At 66.6% G+C, this 20,845-nt stretch carries 15 protein-coding genes and 1 pseudogene; 9 read left to right on the forward strand and 7 right to left on the reverse strand.

Annotation, left to right across the window (positions count from 1 at the left end; translation table 11 throughout):
* From G3N93_RS14290 to G3N93_RS14310, 5 genes and pseudogenes are all read left to right on the forward strand, one after another.
* A pseudogene (locus tag G3N93_RS14290) lies at positions 1-230 on the forward strand (alpha/beta hydrolase); the annotation flags it as partial.
* 110 nt (positions 231-340) lie between these two features.
* Positions 341-1,219: an alpha/beta hydrolase family protein gene (locus G3N93_RS14295; protein WP_174936345.1), complete on the forward strand. Its 879-nt coding sequence runs from the start codon at positions 341-343 to the stop codon at positions 1,217-1,219.
* 69 nt (positions 1,220-1,288) lie between these two features.
* Positions 1,289-2,182, forward strand: coding sequence for a LysR family transcriptional regulator (locus G3N93_RS14300; RefSeq protein WP_174936343.1), 894 nt, complete (start codon positions 1,289-1,291; stop codon positions 2,180-2,182).
* 132 nt (positions 2,183-2,314) lie between these two features.
* Positions 2,315-2,641, forward strand: coding sequence for a carboxymuconolactone decarboxylase family protein (locus G3N93_RS14305; protein ID WP_011354130.1), 327 nt, complete (start codon positions 2,315-2,317; stop codon positions 2,639-2,641).
* A 51-nt stretch (positions 2,642-2,692) separates the two neighbouring features.
* Positions 2,693-3,700, forward strand: coding sequence for an aldo/keto reductase (locus G3N93_RS14310; RefSeq protein ID WP_206133319.1), 1,008 nt, complete (start codon positions 2,693-2,695; stop codon positions 3,698-3,700).
* 97 nt (positions 3,701-3,797) lie between these two features.
* On the opposite strand, the gene G3N93_RS14315 is transcribed toward G3N93_RS14310, so the two are convergent.
* Positions 3,798-4,031 carry a hypothetical protein gene (locus G3N93_RS14315; RefSeq protein ID WP_174936333.1) on the reverse strand — a complete coding sequence of 78 codons (234 nt, stop codon included), beginning with the start codon at positions 4,029-4,031 and terminating at the stop codon, positions 3,798-3,800.
* A gap of 207 nt (positions 4,032-4,238) precedes the next feature.
* Entirely contained in the window at positions 4,239-5,138 is a 900-nt protein-coding gene (locus tag G3N93_RS14320) for a hypothetical protein (protein WP_174936332.1), read from the reverse strand.
* A gap of 78 nt (positions 5,139-5,216) precedes the next feature.
* Here G3N93_RS14320 and G3N93_RS14325 point away from each other — a divergent pair, with 78 nt between their 5' ends.
* Positions 5,217-5,555 carry a helix-turn-helix transcriptional regulator gene (locus tag G3N93_RS14325; RefSeq protein ID WP_124585589.1) on the forward strand — a complete coding sequence of 113 codons (339 nt, stop codon included), beginning with the start codon at positions 5,217-5,219 and terminating at the stop codon, positions 5,553-5,555.
* 340 nt (positions 5,556-5,895) lie between these two features.
* Here G3N93_RS14325 and G3N93_RS14330 read toward each other — a convergent pair whose 3' ends face one another.
* The gene (locus tag G3N93_RS14330) at positions 5,896-6,297 is read right to left on the reverse strand and encodes a hypothetical protein (protein WP_174936330.1); all 402 of its coding nucleotides are present in this window, start codon (positions 6,295-6,297) and stop codon (positions 5,896-5,898) included.
* Between the two features lie 334 nt (positions 6,298-6,631).
* Positions 6,632-7,321 carry an alpha/beta fold hydrolase gene (locus G3N93_RS14335; RefSeq protein ID WP_206133320.1) on the reverse strand — a complete coding sequence of 230 codons (690 nt, stop codon included), beginning with the start codon at positions 7,319-7,321 and terminating at the stop codon, positions 6,632-6,634.
* Positions 7,322-7,610: 289 nt separating this feature from the next.
* Here G3N93_RS14335 and G3N93_RS14340 point away from each other — a divergent pair, with 289 nt between their 5' ends.
* Entirely contained in the window at positions 7,611-8,825 is a 1,215-nt protein-coding gene (locus tag G3N93_RS14340; protein ID WP_206133321.1) for an MFS transporter, read from the forward strand.
* A 34-nt stretch (positions 8,826-8,859) separates the two neighbouring features.
* Here G3N93_RS14340 and pbpC read toward each other — a convergent pair whose 3' ends face one another.
* Both pbpC and G3N93_RS14350 read right to left on the reverse strand, forming a co-directional pair.
* Positions 8,860-11,274 (reverse strand): penicillin-binding protein 1C, encoded by a 2,415-nt coding sequence (gene pbpC, locus G3N93_RS14345; protein WP_206133322.1) that lies wholly within the window; start codon positions 11,272-11,274, stop codon positions 8,860-8,862.
* Between the two features lie 54 nt (positions 11,275-11,328).
* Positions 11,329-17,337: an MG2 domain-containing protein gene (locus G3N93_RS14350; RefSeq protein ID WP_206133323.1), complete on the reverse strand. Its 6,009-nt coding sequence runs from the start codon at positions 17,335-17,337 to the stop codon at positions 11,329-11,331.
* 286 nt (positions 17,338-17,623) lie between these two features.
* Here G3N93_RS14350 and G3N93_RS14355 point away from each other — a divergent pair, with 286 nt between their 5' ends.
* A complete protein-coding gene (locus G3N93_RS14355; RefSeq protein WP_174936321.1) occupies positions 17,624-18,892 on the forward strand; it encodes a lipoprotein-releasing ABC transporter permease subunit in 1,269 nt (422 codons plus the stop codon).
* A gap of 39 nt (positions 18,893-18,931) precedes the next feature.
* Here G3N93_RS14355 and G3N93_RS14360 read toward each other — a convergent pair whose 3' ends face one another.
* Positions 18,932-19,744: a hypothetical protein gene (locus G3N93_RS14360; RefSeq protein ID WP_206133324.1), complete on the reverse strand. Its 813-nt coding sequence runs from the start codon at positions 19,742-19,744 to the stop codon at positions 18,932-18,934.
* A gap of 592 nt (positions 19,745-20,336) precedes the next feature.
* Between G3N93_RS14360 and G3N93_RS14365 the strand changes: the two genes are divergently transcribed.
* The coding region (locus tag G3N93_RS14365; protein WP_277396548.1) for a CocE/NonD family hydrolase at positions 20,337-20,845 on the forward strand (509 nt) is incomplete at its 3' end.

Here is a 20,845-nt window from a genome sequence, read left to right on the forward strand (position 1 = left end):
CGACGGGCGAACCCGGCTACCTGCAGGCGCTCGCGCAGGTGTTCGAGCGTCACCCGGTCTGGCTGGTCGCCGGCGACCGCTCGCGCGCGGGCTGGCACGTGCCCGACTGGGCGCTCGCGCGCTGCGCCGGCTTCGACACGATCGAACGCTGCGGGCACCTGATCCCGGCGGAGCAACCCGATGCGTTTCGCGTGGCGCTCGAGCGCATCGTGCACGCGCCGCCCGCCTGACAACCCGTAGGATTCGCCGAAATATGGTTGAAAGGCGCGGTTGCTAGAGTCGGTCGAACTAGGTTTTCCCGGCGCCCGGCGCCGGACGGGGTCGACACATGCGAGGATCGATGTACCTGGCACGCGCCTTCTGGCTGCTTCTGCTGCTCGCCATTTCGGGCCCTGCTCTCGCATTCCACGCGCGGGTCGTCGCCATTCCCAGCGCCGCGATGAACGAGACGCTCAAGGCAACCGTCGTGCTGCCCGACGCTTATGCACGCGGCACCCGCGACGGCGACCGCTATCCGGTCGTCTATCTGCTGCACGGCTCCGGCGGCGACCATACCGACTGGACGTCGAACACGCACATCGCCGCGCTGGCCGACCGCTACCACGTGATCCTCGTGATGCCCGACGGCGGGCACGAGAGCTGGTACATCGACAGCCCGTTCGACTCGGGCAGCCGCTACGAAACCTTCATCGGCGACGAAGTCGTGTCCTACGTCGATCTGCACTTCCGCACGATTGCAACGCAACGCGCTCGCGCAATCACCGGGCTCAGCATGGGCGGCTTCGGCGCGCTGCGCATCGCGCTCGACCGGCCCGACACGTTCGGCGCGGTCGGCAGCATCAGCGGCGCGGTCGATCCGCGCTGCTGCGGAGACGAGCCGGGCATCGACCACGTATTCGGCGACCCCGGCCGCCATCCGTCGTTCTGGAACCGCAACGTGATCGTCGCGAGCGCCAGCGCGTTCGTGCGCGCGCATCTCGACCTGACGATCGATTGCGGCCGCGACGACGCGTTCGTCGGCTCGAACCGCACGCTGCACGAACGGCTCGTCGCGCTCGGCGTACCGCACGACTATGCGGAGCGGCCAGGCGGCCACACATGGGATTACTGGTCGAATGCGATCCGCTACCAGATGCGGTTCTTCGCGACGTCGTTCCAGCACGGCGGCTATGCGTACCATCCCGCGCCCCATGCGCCGGGCATGACGCGCGCAGGCTGACGCGCGCCGCAACGCGGCCCGGCAAACCCGGTGGTACGATGCGCTGGCATCGACCATCCGACACCTTCCATGCCGCGCGACAACTTTGCGGACCTCCTCGCTTTCATCGCCGTCGCGCGCGAACGCAGTTTCACGCGTGCGGCCGCGCAGCTCGGCGTCTCGCAATCCGCGCTCAGCCATACGATCCGCTCGCTCGAAACGCGCCTCGGCGTGCGACTGCTCACGCGCACGACACGCAGCGTGGCGCCGACCGAAGCCGGCGAGCGCCTGCTGCTCAATCTCGCGCCACGCTTCGACGAAATCGAAGCCGAACTGACCGCGCTCGCGGAACTGCGCGACCAGCCCGCGGGCACCGTGCGCATCAACGCGACCGACTTCGTGATCCGCACGCTGCTGTGGCCGAAGCTTGCGCCGATCCTGCGCGACTACCGCGACCTGAAGGTCGAGTTCGTGAACGACTACGGGCTGTCCGACATCGTCGCGGAACGCTTCGACGTCGGCGTGCGGCTCGGCGACCAGGTGGCGAAGGACATGATCGCCGTACGCATCTCGGCCGACATGAAAATGGCGATCGTCGGCGCGCCCGCGTATTTCGCGGAACGCGCGCGCCCCGTGTCGCCGCAGGATCTGGTCGCGCATGACTGCATCAACCTGCGCCTGCCGACGCACGGCGCGCTGTACGCGTGGGAACTCGCGCGCGGCGACGACATGCTGCAGGTGCGCGTCGACGGGCAAGTCACGTTCAACGGCACCTACGAGACGCTCGATGCGGCGCTCGCGGGCTACGGGCTCGCCTACGTGCCCGCCGAACTCGCGGCGCCGCATGTCGCCGCCGGCCGCCTCGACAGCGTGCTCGACGACTGGTGCCCGACGTTCCCCGGCCATCACCTGTACTACGCGAGCCGGCGGCAGTCGTCGCGCGCGCTCGCCGTGATCGTCGATGCGCTGCGCTATCGCGCATGAGCCGACGAGGCGCCGCCCATGCGCCGCGATTCATGAACCGGATCGATAAGTGCATGCGGATTGCCGGGGATTATCGATAGACGCATCGGTAGCTACCATCGACGGTGTTCCCCACCTACCCCGGAGCCCTCGATGTCCGAACCGACTTCCCCTGCACGCAAAGCATTCGGCGCCATCGCCCCCGCCCTCGCCGACTACACCGACAACGTGCTGTTCGGCGACGTCTGGCAGCGCCCCGGCCTGTCGCCGCGCGATCGCAGCCTCGTCACGGTCGCGAGCCTCGTATCGCTGTATCGCGTCAACGAACTGCCGTTCCACCTGAAGAAAGCGCTCGACAACGGCCTCACGCGCGACGAGCTCGTCGAAGCGATCACGCACCTCGCGTTCTACTCGGGCTGGCCGACCGCCAGCTCGGCGCTGACGATCGCGCAGCGCGTGTTCGACGAAGCCGGCGTGTAAGCGCAGCGTCCCTTCATTCAACCGGCGGGCACGCGCCTGCTTGGAGCCTTCATGGATTACCGCTATCTCGGGCGCAGCGCGCTCAAGGTGTCGCCGCTGTGTCTCGGCGCAATGATGTTCGGCGGCGAAACCGACGAAGCGACGTCCGCAAGAATCATCGACAAGGCCTTCGACCAGGGCATCAATTTCATCGACACGGCCGACGTCTATCACGCCGGCCGCTCGGAAGAAGTCGTCGGCCGCGCGATTGCGCCGCGTCGCAACAGCTGGGTCGTCGCGACGAAGTTCGGCTATCCGGCCGGGCCGGACGCCGGGCCGAACCGGCAGGGCCAGTCGCGCAAATGGATCGTCGAATCGGTCAACGCGAGCCTGAAGCGGCTCGGCACCGACTACATCGACATCCTCTATTTCCATCGCGCGCTGACCGATGCGCCGCTCGACGAAGGCATGCGCGCGATCGCCGACCTGATCCGGCAAGGCAAGGTGCGCTACTTCGGGCTGTCGAACTTCAAGGGCTGGCGCATCGCCGACGTCGTGCGGCTCGCCGACCAGCTCGGCATCGATCGCCCGGTCGCGAGCGAGCCGCTGTACAACCTCGTCGATCGCACGGCCGAGGTCGAACAGCTTCCGGCCGCCGCGCACTACGGGATCGGCGTCGTGCCGTACAGCCCGCTCGCGCGCGGTGTGCTGACCGGCAAATACGCGGTGGATGCGCAGCCGCCCGCCGATTCGCGCGCGGGCCGCGGCGACCGGCGCATCCAGCAAACGGAATGGCGCCCCGAATCGTTGCACATCGCCCAGCAGGTGGCCGCACACGCAGCCGCGCGCGGCACGACGTCGGTTGCGTTCGCGCTCGCGTGGGTCATGAAGAACCGCATCGTCAGCTCGACGATTGCGGGGCCGCGCACCGAAGCGCACTGGGACAGCTACATCGACGCGCTGAAGCTCGAACTCGGCCCGGACGACGAACGGTTCGTCGATTCGCTCGTACCGCCCGGGCATGCCTCGACGCACGGCTATACCGATCCCGGCTATCCGGTCGAAGGCCGCAAGGTCTGAAGTCGGAACGGGATGAGTGAATGACATGCCGGGCGCAATGCCCGGCATGAAGATGCACGCGCGTCGCCTGACGCGCGAATACGTGGCAGCGGCGGGATCAGTTGTCTTGCGCGGTTGTGTCGGCGCTGACTACGCGATCGAAGAATTCCTGTGCGCGCGCCAGCTCGTCGAGTGCGTGATCGAGGCGCGACATCGCGCGTGCGTATTCGGCCGACGAAATGTCGTCGTCGCTTTCGCCGCGCACGGCGCGAAAGGCCTGATCGACATTGCGCGTGGCTTCGACGAAGCGCTGCGCGGCCCGGGCTTCCCGCGAACAGATGTGGGTCGACATCGACACTTCTCCCTCAGGGTTGCAGTGTGAAGCACGCCGACGCTCAGTGTGCGTGGTGCGCATGTCGGCGGCGTGAACCACGACCCATCGAGTATCGACGCATCGGCCGCCGCGCAGCGCGCTTCGTGGCGATTGTCTCTCTGCGCTCGCCGCTCCGCTATGGCGAGATTGCAACAAATTCTTGCGCGATCTGCTGCGCGCGTTTCGTCACGCGCGCCCGATGCGCCGATGCGCGAGGCCCGCGAATGCGGCCGCCTCACCCGGCGACAGGTCGAACAGGTCGCCGGTGAGATCACGCGGATGCTCGGCCGCCGGCCGATTGCGCAATCGCGCCACGTGTGTGGGCGCAACATACGCGGCCGCCGTTTCGATCGGCGGCACATCGAACAGATCACGCGTGACGCCGCGTACGTCGTCCGTCGGCGAACGGCCGCGCAAGCGCGCGACGAGCTCGACGAAGCGATCGAAATCCCCCGCGCGCGTCGCCTTGTTCACTTCTGCGAGATCACGCGCCTTCAACACGCACGGCTGCGCGAGCCGCACGAAATACGGTGCTTCGAGCTCGACCGACAGCGCGAGCGGATAGCTCTTGCCCGTCTGCTCCTTCGCACGCCCGACGCAATCGACCACGGCCGCCCCCTGTGCGGCGCCGAGCGACTTGCCGGTGCTCACGCTGCGCAGGTGATCGGGAAACACGCGCAACTGCGTGCCGACCGTCAGCGCGGTGGATGACGCGCACACGAGCGCGTAGTGCTGTTCGCGGCGCCGGCCCGACGGCAAGGTCGAGCGGCTGGCGATGAACGTGTGCGGCGGCAACGGCCGCACCTGCCCGCTCGCGTCGACCCATGCATTCCACAGCAGCATGTCTTTCCGCTCGCCCGGGCGCGGGCGCGACGCGACCGGCGAAAACAGTGCGAGCAGCGAGCCCGTGCGATGCGCGGCGACTTGCGCGCTGCTGCCGAGCGGCTGGTTGATGCCCCACAGAAAACGCCCGCCCCCGAGCCGGCGCTCCCATTCCTTGCGGAGCACGACGGTCGGCAGTTCCTCGCCGGACTCGGTACCGATCTTGGTCCAGCAGAACGTGGGTGGGAGGTGTTTCAGTGTCATCAACTATCTCGGGATACAGCCTCGCTGGTGACAGCAAGCCCATTCAACAGCCGTAACTGTATAGGTATAATGCATCGCATGGAAGCCCCGGACCAAGATTTTCCCGTTCAAGACCTGTTGCGCCGCCTGATGGCAGATACACGCTCGTCCAGCGAAATAGCGCGACTCTCCGGGGTCAGCCAGCCGACCGTATCGCGCCTGAGGCTGTCGAACGGGCATCGGCTGCGCCGCAGCGCGCCATTCAATAAGCTATGCAGTTTCTATGGTGTCGATACCGGGCCGTCGCGCCGCCAGTACAACGACCTGCTGCGCGACGCGATCGTCGACGCGTGGGACGGGTCGGACGAGCACGGGCGCGCGCTGCTGGTCGTGATCCAGGGGTTGAAGGGGCTGCAGGCGAAAGTGGATGACGGGTGATGGGGTGGGCGAGGCGTTGCTGGTGCGCTGCTGTTATTGCGACCAGCCGCAGCCAGTCGCTGATCGAACCGTTCGCAACGAATGGTTCCATGCACCGGATCGTTTGACTGCTACGTTGCTTGCACCAAACTCGGCGATCGAAATAGTGAGCGAAAGATCATGGTTCGCACGGTCTCGAATGAGCGGCGATCGGCGACGGTCCATCCGGCTATGTCGAATGCCCGCTCCTGACCGCCACTCGTTCCGGTTGTCCATGCGCGGCCTCCCGATCATGAAGCGTAGCCTCACCGGGGAGCCTCTTTCCGTCTGGCCCGGCGGGTTCAGGAAATCAGCGGACAAGCTATCCGAAAACCCGGGCCCACACCGCCCGAATGCGTCGCGCGCGGTCTTCGAAGAGATAGGACGCCGCCAGCGTAAAGACACCTGAAATTGCCCCCGTCACGATGTGCTCGACATAGGGGATACGGTAGTGACTCGCGTGCGAGTAGGCGTCGCCCAACGTTGTCAGGACGCCAACGACCAGCGCATTGCCGTATCGATGCGTGTAGAGTTTCGCCGCCGGCGTGAACGTCAAGAGCACGGCAAGGAGTCCGGTAAGCAGCCCCGTATGAAATGCGATAGTCCAGTGGGCAACGCTCATGACATTTCCCCAGCTCCCCGGCATGCACGTCATGCACGCACTGGTCGGCTGCCAGAAACGCTGGACAAACAGTCTGACGCGGTGCTTCCACTCGGTTGACATGATGCATTCCCATCAATGCCGCCGCTACGGCCGGCGCCGCCACACGTATCGTTGAAACAGTTTCGAAACGCCTGAGCGAGCTCGCCGCCGTCGTCACGAATGGGTCGGCTGTGCGCCGTAGAGATCTGGCAATAACCTGGACCTGGGGAAATACTACTCCACGATCAGTCGGCCGCTGTTTCCACCGAGACCGAAATTCAACGCTCGTGTCTGTCGGTGCGGCCCCGTCCGTGACGCGCATCGAACGCGGCACTTGCGCGCGAAGTCGACGGCCGGCATCGACTGCCGATCCAATCGCACGCAATCGGCCATGTCATCCGTTCCCACGCACGACTCAACCCAGCACCGACTCCGTCAACCACTCGCGTGCAATCGCCGTGCATAGCGACGGACGCTCCAGGGTCGGGAAATGACCACACCCTTCTATCGCTTCGAATCGGGCGTGCGGCATCAAGCCGGCGATGCGCTGGCCAACGTCGACGGGGACGAAACGGTCAGCGGCGCCCCAGATGAGCAACGTAGGAACCTGGCTCGACGCCAGCGTCGACCAATGATCCGGGCGCGTCAGCGTGGCATCGGACTGTTGGGCAAACAAATCTGCGCCGGCATCACGGGCCATCTGCATGAATGCAGACCGTGAGATGCCATCGTGCGCCGGGATGGCCTGTTCGGCGAACTCCGCAATGACGCGCTCGTGCTCTCCAGCGCGAATACGCCGGCTGGTGGCACGAACGGCGTCCGGATCAGGATGAACGCCCGGCTGGCAATTCATCAGCCAGAGTCCGCGGACGCGGTCCGGCGCTCTCGCGAGCACCTCCATCGCGAGACATCCACCGTATGCCGTACCGACAAGAATGAACGCACCGCTTGTCGATGCCAGGAGCTGCTCGGCACTCTCGGCGAAGGTTGCATGCGCAAATATCTTCACGGTCGGTGAAGCAAGATCCTTCAGCGCTTCGATCTGATCGCCATACATGCGGGCATCGCACGGCATCGCGGGTAGAAATATGAGCGGTAGCAACATCAGAATGATTCAGGCAGGTAGTGGATCGCGTTTCGAAACCATCCAACGTAATCTCGGTCGGCATCACGCTTCCGAACCGAAGCCCATCAGCAACGACATGTACTGTGCAGTAGAAAATCGGCTTCACTGTACATTTCATCGCGCTTCTACCTAAAACACAATGCCCGTCAGTCTCGGGATCGGAATATCCGCAGGGGCCTTCTGCACGCCATATGTGGGTACAAGACGATCAAAGAAATCCGGCCCGCTCAAGGCATCGTGGCGGCGATAAAAACTGGACGCCAACGCCATGAACACATCCGCTGACCCGCTTCCGTCTTCGCTCGCCGCTGCCACGTTCGTTCCATTCCTCGTCGCGAGCGTCGCACTTGCCGCCGCCTACGGCGCCAGCTTTCTCCTTTCCGAGCATTTGCGTCAGAGCGGCCTGGATTCGTCGATGGCAGGCGCCGTGATCTCGACCGGCATTCTGACCATGATCGTCAGCTCTCTTGTCGCCGGATGGGTAGCACAACGAATCGGGTTGATGTCGACCATCGTGGCCGCCGCTGCCGTCATGGCGCTTGCCATGCTCGCGTTCAGCCTGGCAGCGCACGATCTGAGGATCGCATTCATCGGCGGCCTGCTTCTGGGAATGGGATGGTCGGCCTTTTACATACTCGCGCCGCTTCAGATCATTCATCACCTCAGGCCCTCAGCGCGGATCAAATACCTGACCTTGCTCTCGGGCGGTCAGATGGTCGGGCTGGGTCTCGCGTCACCGATCGGCCATTTCATCTCCCGTCGCTTCGGGTCGTACACCATCGTCTATGCAGGCCTGGCGTGTCTCTGCGTGATCGCAGCCATCGCATTTTCGATTGTCCGACAACGAACGGAACGCACACCCCATCCGCAGGCGGATGCAACCGGCCTGACAGCCGCGCGGGTTGCCGAGATCCTGCGCCATGTCACCCGGCTGCCGATCATCATGATCGGACTCGCCGCATGCGTCTTTTCCGCGTTATCGAATTTTCAGGCGATCTATGCGGAGTCGCGACACCTGTCGCCCGATCTCTTCTTCGTGACTTTCACGTTGACGACCGTCTTCTGCCGATTCACGCTGGCGCAGACGATCAGCCGATTGCCGGTCCGAAAGCTCGCGTTCACGCTGTTCGCGCTGACGCTCCTGGCGCTGATCCTCTTCGTGTCCAATCCGGGCAGTGAAATCCTGTACGTGATCGGCTCGTTCATCTTCGCGATCGGCTACGGACTCAGCTACTCCACCTTGAACGGCATGGCGGTCAATCTCGCCAGCGAAAACGGCTTGTCCGCATCGGCGAGCTCGCAAGTCTTCACGATCGCCTACTTCACGGGCCTGTTCGGATTTCCGTATGCAGCAGGCGTATTGGTGACCCACGGCGGCGTGAACTGGATGATCGTCGCGACGATCGCCGTCGTCGTCGTCAACCTGCTGATGCTCACTCACACGAGCCTTCGCCGCGACACCGCGCAGATCGCGGCACGCTGACCGCGAACGCGCGATACGGATACAGATACGGCGCCTACTGCTCCAGCCCGACCCCCAACGGCCGCTGATCGCTCCGCCCGTGATCATCGACCACCCGCACCGTATAACTGCCGGCCGTCCGCGGCTGCCAGAACAGCGCATCGCCCGGCGTACTGCGCCCGACAAACGCATCGTTGACGAACCAGTACAGCGCATGCGCGCTCGCATCGGCCGTCGCGTTGAACGCGATGCGCGTCTCCTCCGTACTCTTCACGCGCATCGCATACGTACTGCCGCGCAGCGGCGACGTGATGCGCGGCGGATCGCCCTCGACCTGCCCCGCGTCGCGACACTCCGCGTTCTGCGGCGGCCGCCGGCGCGGAATGCCGGCCTGCACGAACACCTGTTGCAGATCCGACGGCCAGAACTCGAAGATCTCCGTATGCGTGCGCTTGCCGTCGTACGGCGGGCACGCGGCTTTCCCGGTCGCATCGTCGATCACGACCGGCCGGTGCACGGTACTCACGCGGATCGGCGACGTGCCTGGAATGAACCACGTCCAGCCCTGCTGCGGGCACCACTCGTTCGGCAAGTCGCCGCTCGCGAGGCAGATCCGCACGCGCTTCAGCTTCGGCGGCATCGCACGCGGCGGCTCGACGAGCGTGCGCTCGGCATTCAGTGCATCGACGACCTGAAAGAACAGCGGCGCGGCCGCATCGACGCCGACGAACGCCGTATTGGTCGAGTTGTCGAAATTGCCGACCCACACGACCAGCACATACGGGCCGAACACGCCGGCCGTCCACGCATCACGGAACGACCATGACGTGCCGGTCTTCCAGTAGACCGGTACGCTCGACGGCTGCGCGCCGCTCGTCTCGTCGGGCCGCAGATGCTGACGCAGCATGTCCATCGTCATGTAGCTCGCCTCGGCACTGAGCAGACGCCGGCCGGGCAGCGCCGGCTCGTCCGCGCGCAGCCGCAGCGGCCGGAACTCGCCGCGATTCGCGAGCATCGCGTAGAGCGCCGCGAGATCCTGCATCGTCACTTCGCCGCCGCCGAGCACGAGCGCGAGCCCGTAGTGCTGCGCGCTCGCGAGCCGGCGCACGCCGGCTTCCTGCAGGAACCGGTACAGATCGGGCGACTTGAGCTGCGATGCGACCCACACGGCCGGCACGTTGCGACTGCGGTTCAGCGCATCGGTCGCGGTGATCGGCCCGAGGAAATGGCCGTCGAAATTCTCCGGCGCATAGGGGCCGAACGCGGTCGGCACGTCGCGCAGCACGGTCTGCGGATGCAGCACGCCCTGGTCGAAGCCGAGCGCGTAGATGAACGGCTTGAGCGTCGAGCCGGGTGACCGCCGCGCGAGCGTGCCGTTCACCTGCCCGTCGATCGTGCGGTCGAAGAAATTCGCGGAGCCGACGAGCGCCTTCACGCCCATGTCGCGCGTGTCGACGAGGATCGCCGCCGCATTGCGCACACCGCGTGTATCGTTGCGCGCGACATAGCGTGCGATCTGCCGTTCGAGCGTACGCTGCAGGTCGAGATCGAGCGTCGTCACGAGCCGCGCGTCGGCGTCGCTGTCGTGTGCCGCCGCGCTCGAGGTCGTACGCCACGCGCTGCGCGCGGCAAGTGCCTGGTCGACCGCGTGCGGCGCATCGAACGGCAGTGCCGACAATGGCCGCATCGCAAGCGGCAATGCGAACAGCGGCTTGAACGATGCATCGCCCGGATGCTTCGTCAGCCAGCGCGCATACAGCCGGTTGCGCGACGCGGCCAGCGCGCGGTTGATTTCATCCTGCCCGCCGCGCACGCGTCGCGCCGGGTCCTGCGGAATCACCGCGAGCGCGAGCGCCTCCGGCAGCGTCAACGCGTCGGGCATCCGGTCGAAATAGACGACGCTCGCAGTGCCCGCACCTTCGACGTTGCGGCCATACGGCGCATCGTTCAGATACGCCTCGAGGATCTGCCGCTTCGAATAGAAGAGTTCGAGCTGCATCGCGCGCGCGACCTGCTCGAGCTTGCCGGCCGGCGTGCGCGTGTTCAGCCGCCACAGCGAGCGGGCGAGCTGCATCGTCAGCGTCGAGCCGCCCTGCGGATTGCCGCCGCGCACATACGTGATCCACGCGCCGCGTGCGAGCCCGTACGGGTTGAAGCCCGGATGCCACCAGAACCAGCGGTCCTCGTGCAGCATCACGGCTTCGACGAGCTGCGGCGACATCCGGTCGAGCGGCACCCACAGCCGGTAGCGGTCGTCCTTTGCAAGCGTCAGGCGCAGCAACCGGCCTTGCGCGTCCGTCACCGCGACCGACGACGGCTTCCAGTCGCGCAGCGGCGGATGCGGCCACAGCCGGCACGCGGCCAGCGCGCCGAACACGAGCAGCGCTCCGGCGATCCAGTTCTGCCAGCGATGCAACCAGCGGCCGGCGCCGTGCAGCACGCGCCGGCGCACCGAAACGTCGTCAGCCACGCGCGGGCGCTCCTCGCACCCGGCACGGCCGGTCACGACGTTGCAGCCTCATCGTCATCGCACGCGCTCCACCGTCAGTGTCGCCCCGCCAGGCGCCTGGGCCTGCAAGCGGCGGTCGTACATCGACTCGCCGTATGCCGGCGGCGCGATGAAGCGGCCCGCGTTGCTCGCCTTGATCCGGTAGACGAACTCGCGCACGTCGGTCGTCGCGGTGCCGTAGATCACCACGCGATCCTCGCGCACGTCCGCGAACTGCGGCTGCCATGTGGAACCCTTCACGCCGATCGGCGAACGCCACGGGGCATCGGCCACCGGCGCCGACGCGCCGCCGTCGCCATTGCTGTCGCCATCCTGCGCGTCGGTGACGGGCGGCGGCGCGATCACCGGATCGAAGCCGCCCGGCAACAGGTCGACGATCGCGATGTTGCCGACGCTCGCCGAGCCCGTCGCACGGATCTTCAGGTGCACGTCGATCTCCTGGCCGACCGTGATCTTGTCGAGCGGCTTGCCGTCCGTGTCGGTGTAGTCGCGCACGATCTCCAGCCCGTCCTTGATCGCCTTCGTCGACGTGCCGCGGTCGTAGCCCGACTGGCTCGTGATCCACCATGCGGGCAACGAGCTGCCGTTCACGAAATCGACACGCGACGCACCGGCCGACCACGTGCCCGAGCGCACGAGGTTCGCCTGGATCGACGACACGTCCTTCGGCGCGGCGCCCGCGCGCACCTCGTCGATCGCGAGCTGGTCGAGCTGGCCCGCGCTCGACGCCGCATACGCATCGAGCGCGAGGATCGTCATCGCCGACGACAGCGTGTTGTAGCGGTTGTCGACGAGCGGCGCGGCAAGGTTGTCCATCGCGCGCGGCGACAGCTTGCGCACGCGCTCCGGGAAGTGCTTCGCGATCAGGTACAGCACGCTCGCGTCGCGCGTCAGCGGATCGAGGTAGTAGCCGGTCACGTAGCCGCCGTCGGATGCACGCTTGCGCTCGAGCAGCGCCTGCGGGCCCGCGATCAGCGCCGCGGCCTCCTTGTCCTGCTTCAGCAGCTGGTACGACGCGGCGAGCCACGCGGCCGCGAGATCGTTCTTCCAGTCGTTCGGATACGCATCCTGCAGCCGCTTCTGCACGGCCGCAAGGCTGTTGGTCGTCACGTTGCCCTGGCGCGTCAGCAGATACACCGCGTATGCGCGCTGACGCAGCAGGTCGAGCGAGCCGAGCGAATCGTTCGCCGCGAGCTTCTGCAGATACTGGTTGCCCGCGTCGAGCATGTCCTTCGGCACCGCGATGCCGCGCTCGCGCGCGTCGAGCAGCACGTGCATCGCGTACGCGGACACGAACGGATCGGCGTCGGGCGTCGCACTCCACAGCCCGAACCCGCCCTGCGCGTTCTGCCGGCTGCGCAGCACACCGAGGAACTGCGCGATCGCCGCCGCGTTCGTCGCGTCGGCGCCAGCGTCGGTGGCATGCATCGCGCTCGTCAGCGCCCGCACCGACAGCCACTTCGCCGCGAACACGCGCGGCACCGACGCGCTCACCATCTGCTCGCTGCAGTAGTGCTCGAAGTTGACGAGATACGACGACAACCCTTCCGACAGCACGAGCGGCGCAGTCGAGATGCTCGCATCGCGTGACGCATATGCGTCGTACATCGACCGCAGGTTCGGCACGCTCGCCTTCTTGCCCGGATCGAGGCGCGCGATGTCGAGCTGCGTGCGGAACGCGGCGGCCGGCCGCACCGACACGTCGACCCGCTGCTGGGCCCCCTTCGCGCCATAGCGTGCACCGAACGACAGCGAACCCGAACCGAGCGTATCGGTCGCCTTCACGCGGAACATCGCGACACCCTCGTGCTGCGGCGCGAGCGCGACGTTCTGCGTGGCCGGCCCGATCACCTGCAACTGCGGGCCCGTCTTCAGCGTGACCGCGACCGGAACCGGCTGGTTGCCGACACCCGTCAGGTTGTTCGCGACACCGACGCTGACGTCGGCCTCGTCTCCCGGCGCGAGCGTCGTCGGCACGTTCGGCGACAGCACGAAATCGCCGCGCACGGTCGTCGCGCCTTCGAACGTACCGACCAGGTCCGGCGATACCGACACGGCCATCACGCGCAGCTTGCCGTTGAAGTAGTCGGGCACGGTGTAGCTCAGGCGCGTATCGCCGTTCACGTCGACGATCCCCGACCAGTAGACGACCGGCTTGTCGCGCTTGCGCTTGAACGGGTTCAGCTGGCGGCCGATCGCATCGTCGGCGTCACCGCCCGGCGCGGCCATCGCCATCAGCTTCTCGAAGTCCGGCAGGATCAGGTCGAGGATCTGCGACGTGCCGACTTCGAGCATCCGCTTGCGGAAGAAGAACTTCAGCGGATCGCCGAGCTTGTAGCGCGCGACCTGCAGGATGCCCTCGTCGACCGCGAACACGACGACCTTCGCGGGCTTCGCCGAATGCACGGTGAAATTCACCGTGTCGCCGGGTTTCACGAGCGCCGGCGCATCGACGGACACCGCATTGCGGCGCGCGTCGAGGTTCACCGAGAACGGCACGACGCCGTAGCTCAGCGGGCTCATGAAGATTTCGTCGGATGACGGATCGCGGATGTACTGCACGTTGATGTAGCCGTTTCCTTCGAAACCGGCCGGCACCGTGATGTGCTGAATCGAACTCGTCGTGTCCGCATGGAACCACGCATGCGCGTACACCTTGTCGCGCTCGATCGTGATCAGGCCGCTGCCCGCATAAGGCGCGCGGATCGCGATCTCGACCTGCTCGCCCGGCTTGTAGTCATGCTTCGCGAGCGTCACCTGCAGCTCCGCGTTGCGGTCGAGCGAGCGCGTGACGTTCGCGTCGCCCGTGACCGAATACTCGATCCGGTTCACTGCAGCGCCGGCCGCGTTGCGGATCACGAGCGCGTAGCTGCCCGGCTTGTCGGTACGCAGCGCAAAGTCGAGCCCGGCCGCCGGAATCGCCAGCGGCTTCTCGTCGACCGGCACTTCCTTCAGCCGCGAATCGTATTTGTACGCGCCGGAATCCTGCTTGGTCAGCACCGACACGTAGCGCTCCTCGACGAGCTGTGCGCGCAGGTCCTTCACGTCGATCGCCTTCGCGTTCGGATCGATCGCGACGAGCCGCACCGTGCGCGGGCTGCCGCGCTTCACGTAGCCGAGATCGTCGACCGACTTGTAGCCGACGAGCCAGTCGTTGTTCGATACGAGCGTCTGCGCGTTCGCGGCGACGTTGCGCCCGCCTTCCGCTTCATAGGCCTTCGCCTGGAAGTAGAGCTGGTAGGTCGCGTCCGCGTACTTGTCGAGATCGAGATCGAACTCGGCATGGCCCTTGTCGTCGGTCGTGCCGTCCTGCAGCGTCGTCGTATAGCCCTCCTTCGCGCGGCGCGCATCGAAGAAGTGATAACCCTGCCAGCTGCGGAACGACGGCCACACCGGGCGCAGCGTCAACGTCGCCGCGACGCGGCGCTTCTCCGCCGGCGTGCCGAACAGGTTCTGCGCATCGACGATGCCCTTCAGCCCCTTCGGCTTCACCCATCCTTCGACGACCTGCTGCGACAGCTTCGCGTCGACCTTCATCCGGTCGGGCAGGAACTCCTTCACCTGCACCGTCGTGCTGCCGATCGGCTCGGCGCCGGGCTGGCCGTCCTTGACGATGTACAGGTTGACGGTCCACGTGCCGGTCGGCGCCGTTTCGGCCGTCGTATAGCCGAGCTCGGTGAAGCCGGTCGCATCGACCGTCACCGGCTTGCGCTCGACGGTGATCCCGCGCGGATCGACGATCTCCGCCTGCAGCGGCACGCCGGCCGGGCTACGCGCCCAGCTCGCCGCGCGCACGATCAGGCCGATGTGGAACGGATCGCCGGGCCGATACAGGCCGCGATCCGAGAACAGGTACGCGGACAACTGCCCCTGGCCCGTCGCATTGCGTTCGCCGTCGACGTCGAAACGCGAGAAGTCGAGCTGGCGATCGCGGCCGGCCACCGGCAGGAACGACAGGTCGGTGTCCTTCTTCACGACATACAGCTGCGGCCGCTTCTCGCGGTCGAGCCCCTTGAACGCGGGGAAATGCACGATGCCGTCGGCGCTCGTGGTCTGCGTGAACAGCGCCTGGCCGTTCACCGCGAGCACCGACACGGTTGCGCCCGCAACCGGGCGGCCGTTGCGGATCGACTGGACGAACACGTCCTGGCTGCCGTCGAGCGCCTTCTTGACCAGCATCCCGAGATCGGTCACGACGATCAGGCGCGTGTCGCCGAGCGCGTTGTCGCTGTCGTCGCCGTTGCCGTTTCCGCTGCTGTCGCCCGAATCGGCGTTGTCGGACTGATCCTGGCTGCCGTCGCCGGACGAGGCATCGCCATCCTTCGCATCGTCGGCTTTCTTCTTCTCGGCCGCCGGGTCGTACTTCGTCAGGTGCAGCAGGAACACGCCGCGCTTGCCGCCCTTCAGGTACTGGCCGAGATCGATGCCTTCGTAATGCGCCTTGCCGGGGTCACCGGCCGGGAACGCACGCGTCTGCACGAAGCGCTCGACGATGTGATCCTCGCTGAACGAATACGACAGCTCGGGCCGCGCGTAGGTGCCGTTGTTGAAGCTCACGAGATGCTGGAGCTGGTCGGGCAGCACGCGGCCGATCTCGACCTTCATGCCCGGCAGGTTGCGCGACACGACCGACAGCCGCTTGCTACCGCTCATCGACAGCAGCGAACCGTCGGCCATGAAGCGCAGCAGCTTCGGATAGTCGGGCACCGTGAACGCGGTCGTCACCGGCTTGGCGAGCAGGTAGCCGCCCGCCGATTTCAGGTCGCCCTCGAAACGCACGACGATGCGATCGCCCGGCGTCGCGTGGTACTTGAAGCTTTGCAGCGTCGCGTAGTCGTTCTCGGTCGGCACCGCGTCGAGCGGCAGCGGCTTCGACTGCTTCAGCACCGCGTCGCTGATGTCGGCCACGTTCCATTCGTACGGCGGATCGTCGTCCGACTGATCGACGCCCGGCTTGCGCTTCGGCAGCACCCACGCCTTGGCGCGCGCGGCCAGGTCGGCGCTGCGCACGCCGTCCGACGCTTCCGCGACGAGCACCTGCTCGGGTTCGTAGCGCTCGTTGTCGACGAGCGTCGGCGCGATGTTGTCGATCGACAGGCTGTAGAGCCCCGGCACGTTGACCGACGCATGCAGCACGTCCGGCGTGCCGTTGCCGCCGCGCGAACTCTTCACGCCCTTGTCGACGTCGAGCCGTGCCACCAGCGGATCGCGCGGAATCTCGAGCGGCTGCGAGTAGACCCACGCGCTCGTCTTCATCTTGTCGTAGTTGACCGTGTAGCGCAGCGGCGTCGAACTCTTGCCGTCGCGGCCGACCAGCACGAGGCCGATGCGCTTCTCGAACTCGGCCGGATCGACCGGGTAGTTGAAGCGCAACTGCAGCAGCGCCTGCTTCTCCGCCGGATTGTCGGGGTTCTGGTAGAACTCATTGTTGCCGAACGTCGCGGCGAACGCGGGCAGGTCGAAGGCGAAGCGGTCGTCGTGCATCGTCACCTGCGGTGCGAACACGCGGTGCACCGCGAAACGCACCTCGACGTGCGCGCCGACCGGCCAGTCGGCCGCCGGCGTGAAGCGCAGCGTCTTGTCGTCGACCCACTCCCATGCGCCCTTCAGCGCGGGCGTCATCTCGATGCCGTCGCCGGCCGGCTTGCCGACCTGTTCGATCGGCGCCGCCGATTGGGCGAACGCGACTTCGAGCGGATGCACGGTGATCTTCGGCTTGTCGGTGTCGTCCACCTCGTAGGTGGTGATCGCCGGCGCCTTCACGGTGAAGCTGACGGTCTCGGGCGCGGGCGGCTTCGGGCGGGGCTTGAACCAGTAACCGCCGTAGCCGAGCGCGGCCGCGAGCAGCACGAGGCCGCCGGCATGCCACGGGCGGCGGCGCACGGCCGCGGCGGTGACGCCCATCCACGCGGGCGCCGTCCACGACACGTCGCCGACCAGCGGCCGCAGCGCACAGCCGAGCAGCCACCAGACGAAGCCCGCCACGCGAATCGGCAGGAGCAACAGGAAGCGCAGCAAATCCATTGTTATTTCCTTGTCAAGGACATGCTGCCTGGTGCGGCAACCTTCCCCGAATTGTTATGGGTCTGTGACGGCGCGGCCCGGTTGCGCCGTAATTGCTTGGTATGTTCGACCGGATGCTGGGCGCCATTATCGATCAGACCCGAAACGATGGAAATATCGGTGTGCCGGCGTGCAACGCTGCCGGATGACCGGCCGGTCGGGCGGATATCGGCCGTCGATCGCGCAACGTCTGCGCACGGCGGCGCCGCGTTCGCTAGAATGCGCGGCTCGGCTGGATCGAATCAAAATGAAAGGAAACCGCTTGAAACTCCCGTTCGAATGGCAGATCGGGCTGCGCTATGCGCGCGGCGGCCGGCGCTCGGCCGGCGACGGCTTCGTGTCGTTCATTGCCGGCGCCGCGATGGCCGGCATCGCGCTCGGCGTCGCCGCGCTGATCGTCGTGCTGTCGGTGATGAACGGATTCCGGACCGAAGTGCGCGACCGGATGCTGTCGGTGCTCGCGCACGTGGAAATCTTCTCGCCGACCGGCGCGATGCCCGACTGGCGGCTCACCGCGCACGAATCGCTGCAGAATCCGGCGGTGCGCGCCGTCGCGCCCTATGTCGACGCGCAGGCGCTGCTGACGAACGCGGGCAGCGTGACGGGCGTCGCGCTGCGCGGCATCGATCCCGTGCTGGAGCCACGCGTGTCCGAGATCGCGCGCAAGCTGAAAACCGGGCGGCTCGACGCGCTCGTGCCGGGCGGGATGGGCATCGTGCTCGGCTCGGCGCTGGCCGACGCGCTGCACGTGAAGATCGGCGACCGCATCACGTTCTTCGCGCCCGGCAAGGCCGCTCGCGTCGGCGACGCGCTGCCGCAGTTCCGGCAGTTCAACGTGGTCGGCACGTTCGAGTCGGGCCACTACCAGTACGACAGCGCGCTCGCCTACATCCATCTCCGCGACGCGCAGACGCTGTTCAACGTGCGTGCGCCCACCGGCATCCGGCTGCGTCTCGACGATCTGCAGCGCGCGCCGGACATCGCACTGGAACTGTCGCGCACGCTGTCGGGCGACCTCTATATCCGCGACTGGACCCGGCAGAACCGCACGTGGTTCGAAGCCGAGCGGCTGCAAAAGCGCATGCTGTCGCTGATCCTGATGCTGATCGTCGCGGTCGCCGCGTTCAACCTCGTATCGTCGCTCGTGATGACCGTCACGCAGAAACAGGGCGACATCGCGATCCTGCGCACGCTCGGCGCGCCGCCCGGGTCGATCATGAAGATCTTCGCGATCCAGGGGATGACGATCGGCCTCGCCGGCACGCTGGCGGGCGTCGCGCTCGGCTGCGCGATCGCGGTGAGCATCCCGTGGGTGCTGCCGGCGATCGAGCAGTTGCTCGGCATCCGCTTCCTGACGCCGTCCGTGTATTTCCTCAGCTCGCTGCCGTCGAAGCTCGCGGCGACCGACGTGATCGAGATCGCCGCGGCCGCGTTCCTGATGTCGTGCATCGCGACGCTCTACCCGAGCTGGCGTGCCGCGCGGGTGCGGCCGGCCGAAGCGCTGCGCGACGAATAGGCGCGCGGCGCGCGGCGCCCGGCTCTGCGACGCGCATCGTCAGGCGATCTCGTGGAATCCGATGCTGTTGCGGCCGTTCAGGATGTTCTCGAACGCGGCCCCGAAGCCGACGTCGATCAGGCCCGCGCGCCGGCCGTAGGTCTTCTGCCCCGAATCGTCGACGAAGATCGCCGCGCCCGACGACAACTGACGGTCGGTATCCAGCAGCGCCAGCGTGCCGCGCGCGCTGCCGGCCGACTGGTCGAACTTCAGCGGCGTGCCGTCCTGCGCGGTGAAATGCCCACCGACCTCTTCGAACTTCCGGTTGCGCGCGACGGACGCGTTGATCTCCTTCATGAAGAGGAAATCCGCGTCGGCGCGCTGGCTGGCCACCTTGCGATCGTCGTCCGTGAACGTCTCGCCGACGGCGGCCGCGCCCTGCTCCGCGAAGTCGACGGCCTGCTGATGAAACTCGCGCGTCGCCAGCACGAGGCCCGCGTTCGCGTTCAGCGTCGACTCCACCCACGCGCGATCGCTTTCCGTCATCGTCTTCGATACGACCTTGATCCGGCCGTTGTCGGTCATGAAGTCGAACTGCGCGTCGGCCAGGTCCGGACGCTTCGCGATGATCTCGTGCATGCTCGTCGCGAGCTGGCTGGTGACGTCGCGCAGCGTCGTCGACAGGTTGCCCAGTATCGACATCTGCTTCATGCGCGCCGCCTGCATCACGTCCAGGTCCAGCGCCCGGATGGTAATCGGCGTGTCCTGCGGTTGCCCGGCCGCCGCGGCCGCCTGCTGGCGCCCGTCGAGCGCCGCTTCCTGCACCATCTGCGCGAGCGAAAGGCCGCTCGCCGCCGTGACTGAAATCGTCATGCCCTCTCTCTCCTTTCAATGTGTTTTTTACCGTTTACGGACAGATTTCACGGAAATTTAGACCGATCGCAGGTCGATCTCCCGGGGCGCTTCAAAACTTTGTTTGACTCAAACTAAAAAAGTTTGACACCGAGATTTCACTGAGATAAGTTTTGCGCAAGCTTCCGGAAAGCAATCCGGCCAGCCCCGCCGACTCGCGTCGCGCTTTCCTGCCGTTGCAGCACCGCCGTTCGCAACATCCCCGCCTCATCGCATCGTGCCGTTCCGTTTCGTCTGAAACCTGAAGGAAGATCGGGCATGCCCGCATTTGATTCGCACTCCTGCATTCATTTCGTGCCGCGTGCCTCGCATCGATCGCACGGCCCGAAGCGGCCGCCGCGCTGACGCTTTCCGTTCGGGGCGATGCAGTCGCCCCGACGCCCGCCGGGTTGCACGATGCGTGACGCGCGTCGACACCGGCCGTGACACCCGGGCATCGCGCCCGGCGCTTTCGAAGGTGCAGTTCCGTTTCATCCGATGCAGCACCCGGCCGGGCCGCAGGGGGCATATCGCGGGCCGTCCGGTTCCAGACAATCAAAAGAAGAGGTCGACAATGGACATTCATCGAACCGGATTGCGTCGCGCGTGGCTTCCCGCGCTCGTTGCAGCCGCGACGCTCGCCGCGTGCGGCGGCGACGACGGCGGCAGCGTGGCGGGCGTCTCCGCGCTCGCGCAGGGCCAACAGGAGGGGGCCGCCGCATCGGCGGCCGACAAGCAGTCGCTTGCATCACGCGTTTCGCCGTCCGGCGTGCCGTACGCCAATCCGGCCAGCGGCGGCCGCTACCGGCCCGTGATCACGAACGGCCAGGTGCAGCCGTCGCTGTCGGGCGGCACGATCGAGGAGAACGCGTGGGTCGACACGCCGGTCGATTCTGACGGCGACGGCACGCGCGACCGCATCCACGTGCGCATCGTGCGCCCGACCGAAACCGCGAACGGCGCACGCACGCCCGTCATCGTGCTCGCGAGCCCGTACTACGCGGGCCTTGCCGACAGCCCCGACCACAACGTCGACGTCGAACTCGACGGCACGCCGCATCCGGCCGCCACGGCGGCCACGGC

Origin of the sequence: Burkholderia sp. Se-20378, assembly GCF_017104665.1 — a bacterium.
Taxonomy (GTDB): domain Bacteria; phylum Pseudomonadota; class Gammaproteobacteria; order Burkholderiales; family Burkholderiaceae; genus Burkholderia; species Burkholderia lata.